This window comes from Roseateles sp. P5_D6 (assembly GCF_054049415.1).
In genome coordinates, this window is record NZ_JBFUMK010000001.1 from 224987 (window position 1) to 245669 (window position 20683).

Consider the following 20683-nt stretch of genomic DNA (forward strand, 5'->3'; position numbering starts at 1 on the left):
CTGAAGTCGACGGCGATGCTGCCGGCTGGTCACAGGGAACAATGGACGCGGAGTATAGGGTGGGGGGTCAGGACGAATTCGAGCCGGGGGTCGAAGAAGCCGGCGACGCTGAACGGCGCACGGCAGATGTCGATGCCGCCGGCCATGGCGAGCGCCTGGACCGCTGGCTGACGACACGGGCGCCGGAGTTCTCGCGCAACCATCTGCAATCCCTGATCGAGCGCGGCTGCGTGACGGTGGACGGCAAGGTGCTGGAGAAGGCCGCCCACAAGCTGCGCGCCGGCCAGCGCGTCGAGATCGAATTGCTGCCGACCGACGAGAGCCGTGCCTTCCGTGCCGAGGCCATGGCGCTGGACTTCGTCTATGAGGACGAGCACATGGCGGTGGTCAACAAGCCTGCCGGTCTGGTCGTGCACCCGGCCGCGGGCAACTGGTCGGGCACGCTGATGAACGGCCTGCTGGCCCATCACGCCGCCGCAGCGACGCTGCCGCGCGGCGGCATCGTGCACCGGCTGGACAAGGACACCAGCGGCGTCATGGTCGTTGGCAAGACGCTGGCGGCCGTCACGGCGCTGATGCGCCAGATTTCAGCGCGCGAGGTGCACCGCGAATACCTGGCTCTGGCCTGGGGGCGTGTCGAGGAGCCTTTCGTCGTCGACCAGGCCATGCGCCGCGACCCGGTGTCGCGCGTCAAGATGGCCATTGCCCCCGCCAACCTCGGCAAGCCGGCGCGCACCGATTTCTTTCCGTTGGGTGTCGGCGAAGTGAATGGCCGGGCCATCAGCGCGGTGCACTGCGTGCTGCACACGGGCCGTACCCACCAGATCCGCGTCCACCTGACGCACAGCGGCCACCCCATGCTGGCGGACGTGCTCTATGGCGGCGCGCCGGCCCTCGGCCTGACCCGCCAGGCCCTGCATGCGGCACGGCTGTCCCTCACCCACCCGACCACCGGCGAACCTCTGGTGCTGACCGCGCCGCTGCCCGCCGACCTGGCCTCCGCCTGGGCCCAGATCGGTGCCGCCGACCTGCCCGGCTGACAGGGCTATACAATGCACCTCGGTTGTCGTGGCAGCCAGCGCGCCAAATGTGCGCGACCCGTGCGGTTAGCAGTTCATCCGCCCGCCCGGTCAACCACCCCGATCGCGTCTCGCTGGAAGGCTGTTGAGCCCCACCGTGACGCCCGGACAGACCCCGTCCGCATTGCCTGCCGAACGCTGTGAGCGCCCAGGCCCGGACGGATTGCCAAGCCAGGCTTGATTGAGGGCGCGATTGCGTTCATGAACACCCAGGATGCCAAGCGCGTCCTCGAGACCGCACTGATCTGTGCTTCGCAGCCGCTGACGCTGCGCGAGCTGCGCAGCCTGTTCGCCGACGAACTCGGCGCCGATACCGTGCGCAGCCTGCTTGACGAGCTGAGCCGCGATTGGGAAGGCAAGGGCGTCGAGCTGGTGGCGCTGGCCTCGGGCTGGCGCTTCCAGAGCCGCCCCGAGCTGCGCGAGTACCTCGACCGGCTGCATCCCGAGAAGCCGCCGCGCTATTCGCGTGCCGTGCTCGAGACGCTGGCCATCATTGCCTACCGCCAGCCTGTCACGCGCGGCGACATCGAGGACATCCGTGGCGTCGTCGTCGCCAGCCAGATCGTCAAGCAGCTTGAGGACCGCGGCTGGATCGAGGCCATCGGCCACCGCGAGACCCCGGGCCGCCCGGCGTTGTACGCGACGACCAAGTCCTTCCTGGACGACCTGGGCCTGGCCAGCCTGGAACAGTTGCCCGCCCTGGACATTGGCGGCGAAGCCCCGCCAGCCTTCGAGGCGCTGCAGGGCCAGTTGCTGGACAACTCAGAAGACGCTGAGTTGCCGGCCGAGGCTTCCGCTGAAACGCCCGCCGAAATCCCTGCCGAAATCCCCGCAGAGCCGCCTGCCGAAGAGATCGTCCCGAGTCTGAGCCTGTTTGGCGACGACGGCACGCCCGCACTTCCCAATCCCGACCCCACCGACCCGCCCCCGCAACCTCAGCCCGAATCCGCATGAACGACGCTGCCGACCAAGACAAGTCCCTGCCTCCCGACGCCGACGCCGAAGCGCCTGCCGCGCCCAAGCGGCGCCGCACGACGGCCAAGGCACCCGCCGAGACCGCCCCCGAGGCCGACGCGCCCGTGGCGGTGAAGCGCACCCGCCGCAAGGCCGCTGAGGCGGTGGTGGAGGAGGGAGCGGCTGCGCCCGAGGCAGCGCCTGCGCAGGAGGCGCCGGCACCGGCCCGCAAGCGCGCGCCGCGCAAGGCCGCCGCCGCTGAGGAGGCGGCGCCGGCCGTTTCCGCAGAGGCGCCCGCGCCTGCCGCAGTGCCCATCTTCACGTTGGCGGAAGACGCGCCGGCCCCCCCCGCCTCGGTGAGTGGTGAGGCGGATGACGAAGGGAATGACGGCGAGGCGGGTGAAGACGGCGAGCGTGGCGGCCGAGGCCGCAACCGTCGCCGCAACCGCAAGGACCGTGCGGAGCGTCAGGACGCCCCGGTCGCGGGCGGGGATGAACTGCCCGGCGCGGTCGTGGCGCCGGAACTCGTCGAGGCCGCGGGGGCGCGCTTCGCCGATGTGCTGTCGGGCAATCTGGATGCCGAATCCGAAGGGCCGGCGGGCGAGCCACCACAGCTGCGGCCCGAGGCCGACGAAGCGGTGGAGGAGGGTGCTGAGGGTGAAGCCAAGCGCGTGCTGGCGCCGGATGCCGATGCCCCCAAGCTGCAAAAGGTGCTGGCCCAGGCCGGCATCGGCTCGCGCCGCGACATCGAGGAATGGATTGCCGAGGGCAAGATCGAGGTGAATGGCGAGGTCGCCCACGTCGGCCAGCGCATCTCCTTCGGCGACCGGGTGCGCGTCAATGGCAAGGAGGTGCGCGTGCGCATCTCGCCGCCGAACCCGCGCATCCTGGCCTATCACAAGCCCACCGGCGAGGTGTCCACCTTCAACGATCCGGAAGGCCGCCCGACGGTGTTCCGCTCGCTGCCGCGCGTGCAGGGCCAGAAATGGCAGTCCGTCGGCCGCCTGGACATCAACACCGAAGGCCTGCTGCTGTTCACCAATTCCGGCGAACTGGCCAACCAACTGATGCATCCGCGCTTCGGCGTGGAGCGTGAGTACGCGGCCCGCGTGCTGGGGGCGCTGAGCGACGAGCAGCGCGCCAAGCTGCTCGAAGGCGTCAACGTCGAAGGTCAAGTGGCCTCCTTCAAGAGCATCGAGGACGGTGGCGGCGAAGGCGCCAACCGCTGGTACCGCGTCGTCATCACCGAGGGCCGCAACCGCGAAGTGCGCAAGCTCTTCGAGGCTGTCGGCATGGTCGTCAGCCGCCTGATCCGCATCCGCTACGGCACCGTCGTGCTGCCGCGCGGCTTGAAGCGCGGCGTCTGGGTGGAACTAGGCGACGACGACGTGCGCGTCATCCGCCGCCTGGCCGGTCATACCTCCAACAGTGGCCAGGGCCAGAACTTCGGGCAAGGGCAGGGCAAGAGCCAGCCGCAACAGCAGCAGGGCCAAGGCAACAAGAACGATCGCAACAAGCGCCGCAACGACGAGCGCCACAGCGGCAGTGGCGGCCCGCGCCCGAGCCGCCCGCCCGAGGCGCCGCAGCCTCAGCAGGCCCGTCCGCCGCGCGAGGAGCGCGCCCCGCGCCGTGACGATGAGGAGGATGACGGCTTCATTCCGCATCACGTCAACCCGCTGGAGCAGACCTTCGACCGCCGCCATGCGACGAGCGGCAAGCGCGGCCTGCCTCAGGGCTTTGGCGCCGGTGGCAGCCAGCAGGACAACAGGCAAGGCAAGGGCGGTGGCAACAAGGGCAATGGCCCGCGTGAACCCGATCCGATGCAGACCTCGGTGGGCTATATCGGCGGCGACGCCTTCCTGCGCCGCGGCGGTGGTGGCGGAGGTGGTGGCCGCGGCGGCAAGGGCGGCGGTGGTGGTGGTGGTGGTGGTGGTCGCTCCGGCGGCGGCTACGGCGGCCGCCGCTGAAACCGGGCGGGGGATACAACTAGGGTCATCCCTGCCCGCTACAATCACAGGCTTTGTCCAATACGCCCCATCAGGAGAACCCCATGGCGATCGAAACCACCCTGTCCATCATCAAGCCCGATGCCGTGGCAAAGAACGTCATCGGCCAGATCTACGCCCGCTTCGAGGCCGCCGGCCTGAAGGTCGTGGCCGCCAAGATGGTGCACCTGTCGCGCGTCGAAGCTGAACAGTTCTACGCCGTCCACAAGGCCCGCCCCTTCTTCAACGACCTGGTCAGCTTCATGATCTCCGGCCCGGTCATGATCCAGGCCCTGCAAGGCGAAGGCGCCATCCTGAAGAACCGTGACCTGATGGGCGCCACCGACCCCAAGAAGGCCGAGAAGGGCACCATCCGCGCCGACTTCGCCGACAGCATCGACGCCAACGCCGTGCACGGCTCCGACGCCGCCGAAACGGCCGCTGTCGAAGTGGCCTTCTTCTTCCCCGGCATGAACGTCTACGCCGGTCGCTGATCAAGCCCACCCCTACCGGCTGACGCCGGCCCCTCAAGGGGCACTGCTAGCGGCCTGGCAAAGCCAGTTCCGCTGCAGTCGCTAAGTAAGACACTAGCCGGCGACGGTGGGGCGCTTGGAGGTTTGCAATGGATACGGTCAACCTGCTCGGATTCGATCTCCCAGGCCTGGCCGCCTACTGCGAGCAACTGGGCGAAAAGAAATTCCGTGCGACCCAGCTGTTCCGCTGGGTCCACCAGAAGGGCGCGTCGGACTTCGACCAGATGTCCGATCTCGCCAAGTCCCTGCGCGAGAAGCTCAAGGGCCGTGCCCACATCGCGGCGCTGCCTGTCATTTCCGAACATGTCTCGACGGATGGCACGATCAAATGGCTGTTCGACGTCGGTGCCGGCAATGCCGTCGAGGCCGTCTTCATCCCTGAGGATGATCGCGGCACGCTGTGCATCTCCAGCCAGGCCGGCTGCGCGGTCGGCTGCCGCTTCTGCTCGACGGGCCATCAGGGCTTCAGCCGCAACCTGACGACCGCCGAGATCACGGCCCAGCTCTGGTTTGCCGAGCACAACCTGCGCAAACGCCTCAACACGACGGAGCGGGTGATCTCCAACGTCGTCATGATGGGCATGGGCGAGCCGCTGCAGAACTATGACCAGCTCGTGCCGGCGCTCAAGACCATGCTGGACGACCATGGCTATGGCCTGAGCCGCCGCCGCGTCACCGTGTCGACTTCGGGCGTCGTGCCCATGATCGACCGGTTGCGCGAGGACTGCCCGGTGGCCATGGCCGTCAGCCTGCACGCGCCGACCGATCCGCTGCGCGACCAGCTCGTGCCGCTGAACAAGAAATACCCCATCGCCGAGTTGCTGGACGCCTGCAACCGTTACCTCGAGAAGGCGCCGCGCGACTTCATCACCTTCGAGTACTGCATGTTGCAGGAGGTGAACGATTCGCCCGAGCAGGCCCATGAGCTGGTCAGGCTGCTGAGGAACAAGGTCAACTGCAAGATCAACCTGATCCCCTTCAACCCCTTCCCGGCCTCGGGCCTCACGCGCAGCACGAATGCGCGCGTGCAGGCCTTTGCCGAGGTGCTGATCCAGGCAGGTATCGTGACGACGGTGCGCAAGACGCGCGGCGACGACATCGACGCCGCCTGCGGCCAGCTGGCCGGCGAGGTGCAGGACCGCACCCGCGCGCATATCCGCATGGTCAGGGCACCCGTCACGGTGGCCAAATCCACCTGATGCCCCCTGGTGCCACCTTCGAGGATTTGATGAAGCGACTGTTGATCGTTCTGGCCACCGCCCTCCTTGCTGCCTGCGCCGGTACCACCGCGCCCGGCGCCGACCGCGAGATCAAGACCGACTCGGACCAGACCGACGGCGACCGCCGCGCCGCGATCCGGCTCGAACTGGCCCAGGGCTATTTCTCGCGCGGCCAGTTCAACACGGCCCTGGACGAGCTCAAGATGGCGCTGCAGCTCAAGCCCGACATGCGTGAAGCCGTCAACCTGCGCGGCCTCATCTACGCCGCCATGGGCGAGCATCAGCTTGCTGAGGAGGCCTTCCGCCGCGCCCTGGTCGTCTATCCCAACGATCCCGACACGCTGCACAACTACGGCTGGTTCATGTGCCAGCAGCAGCGCTGGCCGACGGCGGACTCACTGTTCGACCAGGCCCTGGCCCAGTCCACTTATCGCGCGCCGGCCCGCACCCTGCTCGCCAAGGGCGTCTGCGAGGCCCGTTCGGGCCGCATGCTGGTCGCCGAGAAGACGCTGGCGCGCGCCTTCGAGCTGGACCCCGGCAGCCCGGCTGTCGCCATGAATCTGTCCGATGTGCTGTTTCGCAACCGCGAGCTGGAGCGTGCCCGTTTCTATGTGAAGCGTGTCAACAGTCAGCCCGAGCAAGTCAATGCCCAGAGCCTGTGGCTGCAGTTGCGCATCGAGCGCAAGCTCGGCAACAGCGGCACGGTGGACGATCTGGCCATGCAAATGCGCCGCAAATACCCCCAGGCCCCGGAGACCCAGTCCCTGGACGCCGGCCGTTACGACGAATAAGCCGTGACTGCGGCGCACAGCAAGAACGAGACGATGGAACCCACCACCGAGGGACTCGCCAGCCAGGCCGCCACCGCGGGCGCCTGGCTCAGGAACGCGCGCCAGCAGCGCGGCCTGCACATCGCCGCCCTTGCGGTCATGCTCAAGGTGCCGCAGGCCAAGCTCGAGGCCCTGGAGGCCGACCGTTTCGACGAGCTGCCCGACGCTACCTTTGCCCGCGCGCTGGCCACGGCCATGTGCCGGGCGCTCAAGGTGGACCCGGCACCGGTGCTGGTGATGCTGCCGCGCACGCGCGATCGCGAGTTCGACGTGCGCCCCGGGCTCAACCAGCCCTTCCGTGAGCGCGGTGCCGGCCCCATTGATGGCGGCGTGCTGGGCCTGGCGACGAGGCCCGTCATCTGGGGACCGGTGCTGCTGCTGGTCGCCGCGGCAGCCATCTACTGGATCCCAGCGGGCTGGTTGCCCGAACGCGGCGCCAGTGTGGTGGCTCCAGCGGCGTCCGGCACCGTTGTCACGGCGAGCGCGCCGGTCGTCGAATTCGTGCCCGCACCCTCCGCCTCCGAACCAGTAACGACGTTGCCAGAACCCGTGGCATCTGCGCCGCTGCAGGTGCGTGATGTTGCACCGCCGCCCGCCGCCATGCCCGCCTCTGCGCCGCCGGTGAAGGCGACGGTCACCGCTTCGCCCGGCAGCGCGCTGCGCGTGACGGCGACGGCCGATACGTGGATCGAGGTTGCCGACGCCAAGGGCCAGCCGCTGCTGTCGCGGGTGCTGCGTGCGGGCGAACAGCAGGAGTTCACGGGCGCCGCGCCCTACAAGCTGCGCATTGGCAATGTGCGCGGCACCCAGGTCGAATGGCGCGGTGCCGCCGTCGACCTGGCGCCGCTAGCCAAGGACAACATCGCTCGACTGGAGTTGAAATGATGAGCGAATGGATCATCCCCGAGGCCGCACCTGCGCCGCGCAGGAGCCGCCAGGCCCGCGTGGTCTGGGGCAGCCGTGTCGTCACGGTCGGCGGCGACGCACCGGTGCGCGTGCAGTCCATGACCAACACCGACACGGTGGACGCGATCGGCACGGCCATTCAGGTCAAGGAGCTGGCCATCGCCGGCTCGGAGATGGTGCGCATCACCGTCAACACGCCCGAGGCGGCGGAGCAGGTGCCCTACATCCGCGAGCAGCTCGATCGCATGGGCATCGACGTGCCGCTGGTGGGCGACTTCCACTACAACGGCCACCGCCTGCTGACCGAGCATCCGGCCATGGCCCAGGCCCTGTCCAAGTACCGCATCAACCCCGGCAATGTGGGCAAGGGCGACAAGAAGGACCGCCAGTTCGCCATGATGGTCGAGGCCGCTGCCAAGTACGACAAGGTCGTGCGCATCGGCGTCAACTGGGGCAGCCTGGACCAGGAGCTGCTCGCGCAGTTCATGGACGAGAACGCCAAGCGTGCCCAGCCCTGGGATGCCAAGCCGGTCATGTACCAGGCTCTCGTCGAATCGGCGCTGACGTCGGCCGCCTATGCCGCCCAGCTGGGTCTGAACCCCGACAACATCATCATCAGCTGCAAGGTCAGCGGCGTGCAGGACCTGATCTCGGTCTACCGCGAGCTGGCCCGCCGCTGCGACTACGCGCTGCACCTGGGCCTGACCGAAGCCGGCATGGGCACCAAGGGCACGGTCGCTTCCTCGGTCGCGCTGGGCATCCTGGCCCAGGAAGGCATCGGCGACACCATCCGCGTCAGCCTCACGCCCCAGCCGGGCGAGTCGCGCACCCAGGAAGTGGTCGTGGCGCTCGAGATCCTGCAGGCCCTGGGCCTGCGCCACTTCAACCCGAGCGTCACCGCCTGCCCGGGCTGCGGCCGCACGACCAGCACGACCTTCCAGGAACTGGCCAAGCAGATCGACGACTTCCTGCGCCTGCAGATGCCGGTCTGGCGCGGCAAATACCCCGGCGTCGAGGAGATGAAGGTGGCCGTCATGGGCTGCATCGTCAACGGCCCCGGCGAGAGCAAGCATGCCGACATCGGCATCAGCCTGCCCGGCACCGGCGAGGCCCCGGCGGCGCCGGTCTTCATCGACGGCGAGAAGGCGCTGACCCTGCGCGGCGACAACATTGCGGCCGAGTTCCACGCGCTGGTCGAAAACTACATCGAGAAGCGCTTCGGCGCCACAGCAACTGCATGAGCAAGGCGATTCAGGCGGTCAAGGGGATGAACGACATCCTCCCGACCAGCGTCACCCGCAAGGACAAGCTGCCCAGCAGCGAACTGTGGAGCTGGTTCGAGACCACGCTGCGCAAGGTGCTCGGCAGCTACGGCTACCAGTACATGCTGACGCCCGTCGTCGAGCCGACGGCGCTGTTCGTGCGCGGCCTGGGTGAGGTGACCGACATCGTCGAGAAGGAGATGTATTCCTTCACCGACGGCATGAACGGCGACCAGCTGACGCTGCGCCCCGAGGCCACGGCCGGCATCGTGCGCGCCATGGTCGAGCACAACGCCCTCTACAACGGGCCCCTCAGGCTGTGGACGATGGGCCCGATGTTCCGCCATGAGCGCCCGCAAAAAGGGCGCTACCGCCAGTTCAACCAGCTCGACGTCGAGGCCCTGGGCTTTGCCGGGCCTGATGTGGACGCTGAAATCATTCTGATGGTGCGCCGCCTCTGGCAGGCCCTGGGCCTGAGCGTGGGCCAGCATGTGCGCCTGGAGCTGAACTCGCTGGGCCAGCCGGCCGAGCGCAACGCCCACCGCACCGCGCTGATCGCCCACTTCGAGGCCCATGCCGAGCTGCTGGACGAAGACGGCAGGAAGCGCCTGCACAGCAATCCGCTGCGCATCCTGGACAGCAAGAACCCGGCCATGCAGCCCGTCATCGAGGCGGCGCCCAAGCTGATGGACTTCCTCGGCGAAGAGACGCTCGCCCACTTCAACGCCGTGCGCGCGATCCTCGACGCGGCGGGTCTGGAGTACCGCGTCAACACGCGCCTGGTGCGCGGCATGGACTACTACAACCTGACCGTCTTCGAATGGGTGACCGACCAACTCGGCTCCCAGGGCACGGTCTGCGGTGGTGGCCGCTATGACGGCCTGTTCGAACAGCTCGGCGGCAAGCCGACGCCTGCCGTCGGCTTCGGCCTGGGCATCGAGCGCCTGCTGCTGCTGATCGACGAACTCGGCCTGCCCGTGCCGTCGTCGGCGCCCCAGGCCTACGCCATCGTGCCCGACGCCGCGGCCCTGCCCCAGGCTTTTGGCGTAGTGGAGGCGCTGCGCGAGGCCGGTGTCAGTGTGCAGATGCATGCCGGCGGCGGCTCGTTCAAATCGCAGTTCAAGAAGGCCGACGCCTCCGGCGCGCGCTTTGCCCTCGTCTTCGGCGCCGACGAACTGGCCCGTGGCGAGGTGAGCGTCAAGCCGCTGCGCGACGGTGGCGAACAGCTCAGCCGGCCGATCGCCGACGTGGCCTCCTGGGCCGCCGATCTCCTCCCCGCATAATCCCGGGCCTCCCGAGACCCTTTCCTGAAGTTTTCCCATGGCTGCCCATCTCGACCTCGAAGAACAAGAACAACTCGAACAACTCAAAGCGTTCTGGAAGCGCTGGGGCAACCTCATCACCTGGGTGCTGACCGCCGTCCTGGCCGCCTTTGCCGCCTGGCAAGGCTGGAACTGGTATCAGCGCGACCAAGCTGCCAAGGCCGCCGCGATGTACGACGAATTCGACCGCGCCCTGGCCGCCCAGGACGTCGACAAGGCCGCCATCGCCGCGGGCGACCTGAAAGCCCGTTACGGCGGCACAGGTTATGCGGCCCAGGCCGGGTTGCAGGTTGCCAAGCTGCAGCTGGACAAGGGCAAGGCCGACGACGCCAAACAGAGCCTGACCTGGGTGGCCGAGCAGGGCGCCGAGGGCGGCCCCTACCGCGACGTGGCCCGCCTGCGTCTGGCCGGCCTGCAGCTCGACGCCAAGGCCTATGACGAAGCCGGCAAGACGCTGGACGCGATCAAGACGACCGAATTCGCCGCCCTGGTGGCTGACCGCCGTGGCGACCTGCTGCTGTTGCAGGACAAGCGCGACGCCGCCAAGGCCGAGTACCAGAAGGCCCTGGCTGGCCTGGAGAAGACCCAGGACTACCGCCGCATCGTCGAGGCCAAGCTGGCGACGCTGGGTGTGCCGACCGCCGTCGAAGCCGCCGGAGCCGCGCAATGAGGCGGGTTGCCCTGATCTCGCTGCTGGCGGCTTCGCTGACCGGCTGTTCCACGATCAGCTCGACGTGGACCTCCTGGTTCGGCAGCGAGAAGGACAAGCCGGCTGCGCTGGAGACCCTGTCCGGCCCGGCGAGCGGCCGCATCGTCTGGAGCGCCAAGGGCGACAACATCGGCTTCCCGCTCAGCATCGCGACGCCTGGTGACCGCTTCGTCGTCGCCAGCAGCGATGGCAGCGTGCGCGCGCTGGCCGCCGCCGATGGCCGCGAGCTTTGGCGCGGCGATGTGGGCGCCAAGCTGTCGGCCGGGATCGGCAGCGATGGCCGCTTTGCCGCTGTCGTCAACCGCGACAACGAACTGGTCGTGCTGGACAACGGCAAGGTGGCCTGGAAGAAGGCCCTGCCGACGCCCGTCGTCGCTGCGCCCTTGGTGGCTGGCGAGCGTGTCTTCACGCTGACGCTGGACCGCCAAGTGCTGGCCTTCGACGCGCTGGATGGCCGCAAGATCTGGGAACTGAAGCGCCCCGGCGAGCCGCTGACGCTGGCCAAGGCCGGCGTGCTGCTGGCCTACAAGGACACGCTGGTGGTCGGCCAGGGCCCGCGCCTGGCCGGTGTCGACCCGGTCAAGGGCCAGTTGCGCTGGGAAGCCAGCGTGGCCACGCCACGCGGCACCAATGAGGTCGAGCGCCTGGCCGATCTGGTTGGCCCGGCTGTGCGCCAGGGCGAGGTGATCTGCGCGCGCGCTTTCCAGTCCTCGGTGGGTTGCGTGAACGCCGAGCGCGGCAGCGCGCTGTGGAACCGCGTCGTCGGTGGCACCAACGGCATCGGCGCTGACGCCCAGGTCGTCGTCGCCGGCGACGCCTCCGACCGCCTGTCGGCCTGGAAGCTGGCCAACGGCGACCTCGCCTGGTCGGCGGACCAGTTCCAGCGCCGCAAGCTGTCCGAACCCGTTGTGACGGCCAAGCAGGTGCTGATCGGCGACTTCGAGGGCCAGGTCCATCTGATCGACCGCGACACCGGCAAGACGCGCTCACGCCTGGCCACCGACGGCTCGCCGGTCGTCACGATCGCGCTGCAGGGCGACACGGCCCTCGTTGCGACCAAGAGCGGCGGCCTGTTCGCGATCACCGCCGAATGAAACCTGTCATTGCCCTGGTCGGCCGCCCCAATGTGGGCAAGTCGACGCTGTTCAACCGCCTGACCAAGTCGCGCGACGCCATCGTGGCCGACTTCGCCGGCCTGACGCGCGACCGCCACTACGGCGACGGCCGCATGGGCGACCGCGAGTTCATCTGCATCGACACCGGCGGCTTCGAGCCCGACAGCAGCACCGGCATCGTCAAGGAGATGGCCAAGCAGACCAAGCAGGCCGTGGCCGAGGCCGATGCGGTCATCTTCGTCGTCGATATCCGCCTGGGTTTGTCGGCGCACGACAGCGACATTGCGCGCTATCTGCGCAGCGTCAACAAGCGCGTGCATCTGGCCGTCAACAAGGCCGAGGGCATGAGCGAATCGCCGCTGCTGGCCGAGTTCCATGAGCTCGGCATGGGTGAGCCGCATCCGATCTCGTCGGCCCATGGCCAAGGCATCCGCAGCCTGCTGGACGCGGTGCTGGAGCCCTTCGAGGACGCCACCGAAGAGTTCGGTGCCGGCCCGCAGCAGGACGGCGTTATCCGCCTGGCCGTCGCGGGCCGCCCCAACGTCGGCAAGAGCACGCTGATCAACACCTGGCTGGGCGAGGAGCGCCTCGTCGCCTTCGACATGCCGGGCACGACCCGCGACGCGATCTCGGTCGATTTCGAGCGCAACGGCCAGAAATTCAAGCTCATCGACACGGCTGGCCTGCGCCGCAAGGGCAAGGTCTTCGAGGCCATCGAGAAGTTCTCGGTCGTCAAGACGCTGCAGGCGATTGCCGACGCGCACGTCGTGCTGCTGCTGCTGGACGCGACGCAGGGCGTGACCGACCAGGACGCCCACATCGCCGGCTACATCCTCGACAGTGGCCGTGCGGTGGTGCTTGCGCTCAACAAGTGGGACGCCGTCGACAGCTACCAGCGCGAGACGCTGCAGCGCCAGATCGAGCAGCGTCTGACCTTCCTGAAGTTCGCGCCGATGCACAACATCTCGGCGCTGAAGCGCCAGGGCCTGTCGGCGGTCTGGAATTCGCTGGCCGACGCCTATGCCTCGGCCTACCGCAAGATGACGACGCCGGTGCTGACCCGCCTCATCCAGGAAGCCACGGAGCATCAGCAGCCCAAGCGCTCGGGGGTTTCGCGCCCCAAGATGCGCTATGCCCACCAAGGCGGCCAGAACCCGCCCATCGTCGTCATCCACGGCAATGCGCTGGACGGTGTCACCGAGGTCTACAAGCGCTATCTGGAAGGCCGCATCCGCGCACACTACAAGCTGGTCGGAACGCCGCTGAAGATCGAGCTGCGTTCTTCGAAGAATCCCTTCGACGAAAAGACCTAGGCTGACCTCTGGAGGGCCTGAGACGCTGTGTTAAGGTCTTACCCGTAGTCCCCCATCCCCCCGAATAACTCGGAGCATACCGATGAGCAACAAAGGCCAACTTTTGCAGGACCCCTTTTTGAACCTGCTCCGCAAAGAGCATGTGCCCGTTTCGATCTACCTCGTGAACGGCATCAAGCTCCAAGGCCACATCGAATCGTTTGACCAGTACGTCGTCCTGCTGCGCAACACTGTGACGCAGATGGTCTACAAGCACGCGATCTCGACTGTCGTGCCGGGCCGTGCGGTCAACTTCCACGCCGGCGACGCTCCCGCGGACGCCTGATCCCCACCCCTTGTCCTCGACCTCTGCCCACGACGCGACGCCGCCCTCCGAGGCGGCGCGCGCCATTCTTGTGGGTGTCGATTTCGGTCGTCACCGCAACGCCCAGGGTTTTGACGAGAGCCTGGATGAACTGGCCCTGCTGGCGGAATCCGCCGGTGACACGCCCGTCGCCAAGGTCATCGCCCGCCGCCCGGCGCCTGACGCCGCCCTGTTCGTCGGCTCCGGCAAGGCCGACGAGATCAAGCTGCTCGTGCTGGCCCACCAGGCCCACACGGTGCTGTTCGATCAGGCCATTTCGCCGGCCCAGCAGCGCAACCTGGAGCGCGTGCTCGGCGTGCCCGTCGCCGACCGCACCGCGCTGATTCTCGAGATCTTTGCCGCCCGTGCGCAAAGCCACGAGGGCAAGCTGCAGGTCGAACTCGCGCGCCTGCAATACCTGGCCACGCGCCTGGTACGGCGCTGGAGCCACCTGGAGCGCCAGAGTGGTGGCATCGGCATGCGCGGCGGCCCCGGCGAGGCTCAGATCGAGCTGGACCGCCGCATGATCGACGAGCGTATCAAGAAGACCAAGGAACGCCTGAAACAGGTGCAGCGCCAGCGCGGCACGCAGCGCAAGGCGCGCTCGCGCAATGGCGTCTTCAAGGTTTCGCTGGTCGGCTACACGAACGCCGGCAAGAGCACGCTGTTCAACGCGCTGACCAAGGCGCGCGCCTATGCGGCCAACCAGCTGTTCGCGACGCTGGACACGACGACGCGCTCCCTCTACCTGGAGCAGGCCGCGGCCAGCGTCTCGCTGTCTGACACCGTGGGCTTCATCCGCGATCTGCCGCACAAGCTCGTCGAGGCCTTTCGCGCCACGCTGCAGGAGGCGGCCGACGCCGACCTGCTGCTGCATGTCGTTGATGCCGCCAGCCCGGTGCTGGAGGAACAGATGGCGGAGGTCGAGCGCGTGCTGGCAGAGATCGGTGCGGCCGACGTGCCGCAGATCCTGGTTTACAACAAGCAGGATCTGCTGCCCGGCGATCAGCGCCCGCGCGAGATCGTCGACGCCGTGCTGCGCGCCAATGGCAGTACCGAGCCGACGCCGCGAGTCTTCGTCAGCGCCCTGGATGGCAGCGGCCTTGCCGAGTTGCGCCAGCTGATTGCGACCGCCATGCAGGTCCAGCCCTTGATTCCCGACGAACGGGACCCACGTTTCGACACTGATTCGTCGGATCCCGAAACTTCTTCCTCAGACCCCTCCCAGGCATGAGTAGCACTCCTCACACCACGCCCCGCAGCACCTGGGCCCAGCGTCTGATGACGCCGGTCGCCCGTGCCGCGAGCCGGTTGCTGAACAACGGCCGCAACGACGGCCCGCCCGATCTCGACGAGCTCTGGCGCGAATTCAATCGCAAGCTCTCGGGCATGTTCGGTGGCAAGTCCAGCGGGCCATCCGGCCCCAGCGGCTCCGGTGGCTCGCCCGACATGAAGGGCGCCGGTATTGGCCTGAGCCTCATCGCCGGCGTTGTCGTTTTGGGCTGGCTGGCCAGCGGCTTCTTCATCGTGCAGGAAGGCCAGCAGGGCGTCATCACTTCCTTCGGCAAGTACAGCAAGACGGTCGAAGCTGGTTTCCAGTGGCGCCTGCCCTATCCCTTCCAGGCGCATGAGATCCAGCCGGTCTCGCAGCTGCGCCAGGTCGAGGTTGGGCGCAGTTCGGTCGTCGCCGCCACCGGCCTGCGCGACTCGTCCATGCTGACGCAGGACGAGAACATCGTCGATATCCGCTTCACGGTGCAGTTCACCATCCGTGACCTGCGCGACTTCCTGTTCGAGAACCGTGACCCCGAGCAGGCCGTGCTGCTGGCCGCAGAGTCGGCGGTGCGCGAGATCGTCGGCAAGAGCACGATGGATTCGGTGCTCTATGAGCAGCGCGACGCCATCGCCGCTGACCTGGTCAAGTCCATTCAGGTCCAGCTGGATCGCCTCAAGGCCGGTATCCAGGTCGTCAACGTCAATGTGCAGAGCGTGCAGCCGCCCGAGCAGGTGCAGGCGGCGTTTGACGACGTGCAGAAGGCCAACGCCAACCGCGAGCAGTTGAAGAACGAGGCCCAGGCGTATGCGAACGACAAGATCCCGAGTGCGCGAGGCGATGCCGCCCGGCTGCGCGAGCAGGCCGAGGGCTACAAGGCCCGTGTCATCGCAACGGCCGAGGGCGATGCGGCGCGCTTCAAGAGCGTGCTGACCGAGTACCAGAAGGCGCCCCAGGTCACGCGCGACCGCCTCTACATCGACGCGATGCAGCAGGTCTACACCAACGTCAGCAAGGTGATGGTGGACAGCAAGAGCGGCTCCAACCTGCTCTACCTGCCGCTGGACAAGCTGCTGCAGCAAGGCAGCAGCGGCACCGTGACCGTGTCGGCACCGCAGCCGACCACCGTGCCCGAGCCGCAGACGCTGCCCAGTGCCAACGACCTGCGCAGCCGTGACAACCAGCGCAGCCGCGACGGCCGCTGATCGAGGACCATCCGAATGAACCGTATTGCCGCCATCGTCGCCGGCGCCATCGTCGTCCTGATGCTGCTGTCGTCGATGCTCTTCATCGTCGACCAGCGCCAGTTCGCCGTCATCTATGCGCTCGGCGAGATCAAGGAAGTCGTTACCGAGCCGGGCCTGAAGTTCAAGCTGCCGCCGCCGCTGCAAAACGTCGTGCTGCTGGACCGCCGCGTGCAGACGCTTGACAGCACCGAGTCGCGGCCCGTCTTCACGGCTGAAAAGAAGAGCCTGGTCATCGACTGGCTCATCAAGTGGCGCGTCGCCGAGCCGCGCCAGTTCATTCGCAACAGCGGCGCTGACATGCGCAACGTCGAGAACCGCCTGGTGCCCGTCGTGCAGGCCGCCTTCAACGATGAAGTGACCAAGCGCACCGTCATCGCCGTGCTGGCCACCGAGCGCGAGAAGATCATGCAGGACGTGCGCAAACGCCTGGCCGACGAGGCCAAGCAGTTCGGCATCGAGGTCGTTGACGTGCGCATCAAGCGTGTGGACTTCGCGGCCAGCATCACCGAGTCGGTCTACCGCCGCATGGATTCGGAACGCAAGCGCGTGGCCGCCGAGGCCAGGTCCACCGGCTCCGCCGAGGGCGAGCAGATCAAGGCCGATGCCGATCGCCAGCGCGAAATCATCGTTGCCGAGGCCTTCCGTGATGCCCAGCTCATCAAAGGCGAGGGCGACGCCAAGGCCTCTGCCCTGTACGCCGAAGCCTTTGGCCGTGATCCCCAGTTCGCCCAGTTCTACCGCTCGCTGGAGGCCTACCGCGCCAGCTTCAGCAGGAAGAGCGACGTGATGGTGGTCGATCCATCCAGCGACTTCTTCAAGGCCATGCGGGGCTCCGGCGCCGCGGCCGCCGCCGCACCGGCGCGCAAGTGAACGAACTCCTCACCGCGCTTGCGCTGGTGATGGTCATCGAGGGGCTGATGCCCCTGCTCAGCCCGGCGCGCTGGCGCGAGGTCTTCAGCCGCATCCTGGCGATGAGCGATGGGCAGATTCGTTTCATCGGCCTGGCCAGCATCCTGATGGGTGTGTTCGGACTGCTCTGGTTGCGCTGATCTGAAGGCTGGGCCCGGGAGGCACCGGTAGAATGCCGTTTTTAACCGCCTGCCTTCGCCCATGTCCTCTGCTTGGCTGCTGCCCGAGCACATCGCCGATGTTCTGCCTTCGCAGGCGCGCCACATCGAAGAGCTGCGTAGAGAACTGCTCGACATGGCCCGCAGCTACGGCTGCGAGCTCGTCATTCCGCCGCTGCTGGAGCATCTCGACTCGCTGCTTTCCGGCACGGGCAGTGGCTCCGAAATCAAGCTCTTCAAGCTGGTTGACCAGCTCTCGGGCCGGTCGCTTGGCCTGCGTGCCGATACGACGCCCCAGGTCGCTCGCATCGACGCCCACCTGCTGAACCGCCAGGGCGTGACTCGCCTGTGCTACTGCGGGCCCATCGCGCACACGCGGCCGGATGGCCTCAACACCAGCCGCGAGCCCTTGCAGTTCGGTGTCGAGATCTATGGCCATGCCGGCCTGGAAGCCGACCTTGAGGTGCATGAATTGGCCTTGGACGCGCTGCGCCGAGCCGGCTTGAGCGACGTGATGCTGGACCTTGGCGATGCACGCCTGCTGCAAGGCGTGCTGGAAGGCATCAAGCTGGCTCCCGAGACGCTGGAAGCGCTGACGGCGGCGCTGGCCGCCAAGGACCTCTCCGCACTGGCCGCGCTGAGCGCGGGCATGCCGGCCGTCACACGCGATGCTTTGCTGGCGCTACCCAGTCTGTTCGGTGGCCGGGAAGTGCTGGCCGATGCCGCGCGCCGGCTGCCCGGTCACCCTCTGGTCCAGGCCGCCCTGGCCGACCTGGACTGGCTGGCCGGCCATCTTGCCGCTGCCCACCCCGAGGTGGCGCTGGGCTTTGACCTGGCCGATCTGCAGGGCTATGCCTACTACACCGGCATCCGCTTCGCCGCCTATGCCTCGGGCTGCTCCGACGCCGTGCTGCGCGGCGGGCGCTATGACGAGGTCGGTGCCGCTTTCGGCCGCCGCCGCCCGGCCGTCGGCTTCAGTCTGGACCTGAAGACGCTGGTGGCCCTGGTGCCGGCCACGCCTTTGCGCGCCGCCGTGCGCGCGCCGTGGGGCGAGGATGCTTCACTGCGCCAGGCTGTACGGGCCTTGCGTGAGCAGGGCGAGACCGTGGTCTGCGTGCTGCCGGGCCATGAGCACGAGGCCGATGAATTCGACTGTGACCGCGAACTGGTTCGCGAGCACACTGACTGGATCGTCCGCGCGCTTTGAGCGCCGGCGGCCCTTCCCAATCCAAAGCTAGCAGGCAAACAAGATGCAGAGCCAAACCGCGCGTGGACGCAATGTGGTCGTCGTCGGCACCCAATGGGGTGACGAGGGCAAGGGCAAGGTCGTGGACTGGATGACGGATCACGCCCAGGGCGTGGTGCGCTTCCAGGGCGGCCACAACGCAGGCCACACGCTGGTCATCAAGGGCGTGAAGACCGCGCTGCAGTTGATCCCCAGCGGCATCATGCGCGACGGCGTGGCCTGCTACATCGGCAATGGCGTCGTGGTGGACCCCACCCATCTGCTGACCGAGATCGAGCGCCTGGAAGCGGCCGGCGTCGAGGTGCGTTCGCGCCTGTTCATCAGCGAGTCCTGCCCGCTGATCCTGCCCTTCCACGTCGCCGTGGACAGGGCGCGCGAACAGCTGCGCGAGACCAGCGGCAGCGGCAAGATCGGCACCACCGGCAAGGGCATCGGCCCGGCCTACGAGGACAAGGTCGCCCGCCGCGCGCTGCGCGCCCAGGACCTGAAGCACCCTGAGCGCTTCGCCAAGAAGCTGCGCGAGCTGCTGGACCTGCACAACTTCGCGCTGTCGGGCTATCTGAAGGGCGAGCCGCTGGCCTTCGAGCCCATCTTCGAGCAGGCGATGAAGATGGCCGAAGCCATCAAGCCCATGCTGGCCGACGTCGGCTACATGATCCACAAAGCGAGCAAGGCTGGCGCCAACATCCTGTTCGAAGGCGCCCAGGGCACGCTGCTGGACATCGACCACGGCACCTATCCCTACGTGACGTCCAGCAATTGCGTGGCCGGCAATGCCGCCGCCGGCGCTGGCGTCGGCCCGCAGATGCTGCACTACATGTTGGGCATCACCAAGGCCTACACGACGCGCGTGGGCTCCGGGCCCTTCCCGACCGAGCTGGACTGGGAAACGCCCGGGACCGTGGGCTACCACCTGTCCACCGTCGGCCAGGAGCGCGGCACCGTGACCGGCCGCGCGCGCCGCTGCGGCTGGCTGGACGCCGCTGCGCTGAAGCGCTCCATCATCATCAATGGCATCACCGGCCTGTGCCTGACCAAGCTGGACGTGCTGGACGGCCTGACCGAGATCAAGATGTGCGTGGGCTACCAGCTCGATGGCAAGCTGCTCGACATCCTGCCGCTGGACGCCGACGAGATCGAGGCCTGCGAGCCCGTGTTCGAGACCTTTCCGGGCTGGCCCGAGACGACCTTCGGCGTCACTGCCTGGGACAAGTTGCCGGCCAATGCGCGCAGCTATCTGAAGCGCGTGGAAGAAGTCATCGGCGCGCCCATCGACATGGTCTCGACCGGCCCCGACCGCGAGCACACCATCGTGCTGCGCCACCCCTATTCGTCCTGAAATTCGCCCGACACTTCAAACCTATTCGACGGAGACCCCGCCATCATGCTGACCGACGACGGCAAACACCTCTACGTGTCCTGGGACGAGTACCACCTGCTGACCGAGCGCCTGGCCCTCAAGGTGCACGCTTCGGGCTGGCAGTTCGACCAGATCCTCTGCCTGGCCCGCGGTGGCATGCGCCCGGGCGACGTGCTGTCGCGCGTCTTCGACAAGCCCCTGGGCATCATGTCGACCAGCTCCTACCGCGCCGAGGCCGGCACCATCCAGGGTCGCCTGGACATGGCCAAGTACATCACCATGCCCAAGGGCGAACTGGCCGGCCGCGTGCTGCTGGTGGATGACTTGGCCGATTCGGGCGTCACGCTGAAGGCCGTGGTGGAGCGCCTGCGCGGCATGCCGTCCATCACCGAGTTGCGCTCGGCGGTCATCTGGACCAAAAAGGTTTCTGCCTACATGCCGGACTACTACTGCGAGATGCTGGAAACCTCGCCGTGGATCCATCAGCCGTTCGAGGAGTACGACGGCATGGGGCCGGAGCTGCTGGCGAAGAAGTTCGCTGTTTGAGGGGAACGAGGGCGTGGCACGACAGAACTCGGTTTGTGCCACCACTCGCCGAAGCGCCCATCGAGGGCGCATCGGCGGGGACTCGGTCACCTCCGGCGACCCCGGCAGGCGGCTTCGCGCTTGCAAGCGCGAAGCCTTCATCGAGGCGTCGGGCAAGCCGCGGGGCTTGCCCTCGGTCCTCGGTGACGTGCCCTTCGAGTCCTCTCCTGGGCGCCAAAAGACAAAAGGCCAGCACTTGCGTGCTGGCCTTTTGTCTTTTGTTTTGGTGCCCAGGAGAGGACTCGAACCTCCACGGAGTTACCCGCTAGTACCTGAAACTAGTGCGTCTACCAATTCCGCCACCTGGGCTAGTTGCTCAAGACTTCAAACGAAG

Annotated in this window: 20 protein-coding genes and 1 tRNA gene; 20 read left to right on the forward strand and 1 reads right to left on the reverse strand. The window is 67.5% G+C overall.

Annotation, left to right across the window (positions count from 1 at the left end):
- Positions 1-41 precede the first annotated feature (41 nt).
- The 20 genes from ACXJKM_RS00975 to ACXJKM_RS01070 all read left to right on the forward strand — a co-directional run bounded on the left by ACXJKM_RS00975 (position 42) and on the right by ACXJKM_RS01070 (position 20310).
- A complete protein-coding gene (locus tag ACXJKM_RS00975) occupies positions 42-1040 on the forward strand; it encodes an RluA family pseudouridine synthase (protein WP_457349926.1) in 999 nt (332 codons plus the stop codon).
- 240 nt (positions 1041-1280) lie between these two features.
- Positions 1281-2033, forward strand: coding sequence for an SMC-Scp complex subunit ScpB (scpB, locus tag ACXJKM_RS00980; protein WP_457349673.1), 753 nt, complete (start codon positions 1281-1283; stop codon positions 2031-2033).
- Positions 2030-4000 (forward strand): pseudouridine synthase, encoded by a 1971-nt coding sequence (locus ACXJKM_RS00985; RefSeq protein ID WP_457349675.1) that lies wholly within the window; start codon positions 2030-2032, stop codon positions 3998-4000. Before scpB ends, ACXJKM_RS00985 begins: the two co-directional genes overlap by 4 nt.
- 83 nt (positions 4001-4083) lie before the next feature.
- Positions 4084-4512, forward strand: a complete 429-nt coding sequence (ndk, locus tag ACXJKM_RS00990) for a nucleoside-diphosphate kinase (RefSeq protein WP_457324717.1) — start codon at positions 4084-4086, stop codon at positions 4510-4512.
- A 128-nt stretch (positions 4513-4640) separates the two neighbouring features.
- Positions 4641-5750 carry a 23S rRNA (adenine(2503)-C(2))-methyltransferase RlmN gene (gene rlmN, locus ACXJKM_RS00995; RefSeq protein ID WP_457349677.1) on the forward strand — a complete coding sequence of 370 codons (1110 nt, stop codon included), beginning with the start codon at positions 4641-4643 and terminating at the stop codon, positions 5748-5750.
- Between the two features lie 29 nt (positions 5751-5779).
- On the forward strand, positions 5780-6562 hold the full coding sequence (gene pilW, locus ACXJKM_RS01000; RefSeq protein ID WP_457349679.1) for a type IV pilus biogenesis/stability protein PilW: 783 nt from the start codon (positions 5780-5782) through the stop codon (positions 6560-6562).
- Between the two features lie 33 nt (positions 6563-6595).
- Positions 6596-7486 carry a helix-turn-helix domain-containing protein gene (locus ACXJKM_RS01005; protein ID WP_457349681.1) on the forward strand — a complete coding sequence of 297 codons (891 nt, stop codon included), beginning with the start codon at positions 6596-6598 and terminating at the stop codon, positions 7484-7486.
- Positions 7486-8748, forward strand: coding sequence for a flavodoxin-dependent (E)-4-hydroxy-3-methylbut-2-enyl-diphosphate synthase (ispG, locus tag ACXJKM_RS01010; protein WP_457349683.1), 1263 nt, complete (start codon positions 7486-7488; stop codon positions 8746-8748). The genes ACXJKM_RS01005 and ispG overlap by 1 nt, the downstream gene beginning before the upstream one ends.
- The gene (hisS, locus tag ACXJKM_RS01015; protein WP_457349685.1) at positions 8745-10052 is read left to right on the forward strand and encodes a histidine--tRNA ligase; all 1308 of its coding nucleotides are present in this window, start codon (positions 8745-8747) and stop codon (positions 10050-10052) included. The genes ispG and hisS overlap by 4 nt, the downstream gene beginning before the upstream one ends.
- 37 nt (positions 10053-10089) lie before the next feature.
- A complete protein-coding gene (locus ACXJKM_RS01020; RefSeq protein WP_457349687.1) occupies positions 10090-10761 on the forward strand; it encodes a YfgM family protein in 672 nt (223 codons plus the stop codon).
- Positions 10758-11894, forward strand: a complete 1137-nt coding sequence (gene bamB / locus ACXJKM_RS01025; RefSeq protein WP_457349689.1) for an outer membrane protein assembly factor BamB — start codon at positions 10758-10760, stop codon at positions 11892-11894. Before ACXJKM_RS01020 ends, bamB begins: the two co-directional genes overlap by 4 nt.
- Positions 11891-13228 (forward strand): ribosome biogenesis GTPase Der, encoded by a 1338-nt coding sequence (der, locus tag ACXJKM_RS01030; RefSeq protein WP_056198165.1) that lies wholly within the window; start codon positions 11891-11893, stop codon positions 13226-13228. Before bamB ends, der begins: the two co-directional genes overlap by 4 nt.
- An 82-nt stretch (positions 13229-13310) precedes the next feature.
- Positions 13311-13553 (forward strand): RNA chaperone Hfq, encoded by a 243-nt coding sequence (gene hfq / locus ACXJKM_RS01035; protein WP_056198163.1) that lies wholly within the window; start codon positions 13311-13313, stop codon positions 13551-13553.
- Between the two features lie 10 nt (positions 13554-13563).
- Positions 13564-14805, forward strand: coding sequence for a GTPase HflX (gene hflX, locus ACXJKM_RS01040; protein WP_235531995.1), 1242 nt, complete (start codon positions 13564-13566; stop codon positions 14803-14805).
- Positions 14802-16049 carry an FtsH protease activity modulator HflK gene (gene hflK / locus ACXJKM_RS01045; protein WP_157281646.1) on the forward strand — a complete coding sequence of 416 codons (1248 nt, stop codon included), beginning with the start codon at positions 14802-14804 and terminating at the stop codon, positions 16047-16049. The genes hflX and hflK overlap by 4 nt, the downstream gene beginning before the upstream one ends.
- 15 nt (positions 16050-16064) lie before the next feature.
- Entirely contained in the window at positions 16065-16961 is an 897-nt protein-coding gene (hflC, locus tag ACXJKM_RS01050; protein WP_056198161.1) for a protease modulator HflC, read from the forward strand.
- On the forward strand, positions 16958-17140 hold the full coding sequence (locus tag ACXJKM_RS01055; protein ID WP_056198157.1) for a DUF2065 domain-containing protein: 183 nt from the start codon (positions 16958-16960) through the stop codon (positions 17138-17140). Before hflC ends, ACXJKM_RS01055 begins: the two co-directional genes overlap by 4 nt.
- A gap of 61 nt (positions 17141-17201) precedes the next feature.
- A complete protein-coding gene (locus ACXJKM_RS01060) occupies positions 17202-18365 on the forward strand; it encodes an ATP phosphoribosyltransferase regulatory subunit (protein WP_457349692.1) in 1164 nt (387 codons plus the stop codon).
- Between the two features lie 43 nt (positions 18366-18408).
- On the forward strand, positions 18409-19743 hold the full coding sequence (locus tag ACXJKM_RS01065; protein WP_457349694.1) for an adenylosuccinate synthase: 1335 nt from the start codon (positions 18409-18411) through the stop codon (positions 19741-19743).
- Between the two features lie 45 nt (positions 19744-19788).
- Positions 19789-20310: a phosphoribosyltransferase gene (locus ACXJKM_RS01070; RefSeq protein WP_056198151.1), complete on the forward strand. Its 522-nt coding sequence runs from the start codon at positions 19789-19791 to the stop codon at positions 20308-20310.
- A gap of 263 nt (positions 20311-20573) precedes the next feature.
- Here the strand turns inward: ACXJKM_RS01070 and ACXJKM_RS01075 are convergent.
- Positions 20574-20658: transfer RNA gene (locus ACXJKM_RS01075), tRNA-Leu, on the reverse strand.
- Between the last annotated feature and the right edge of the window lie 25 nt (positions 20659-20683).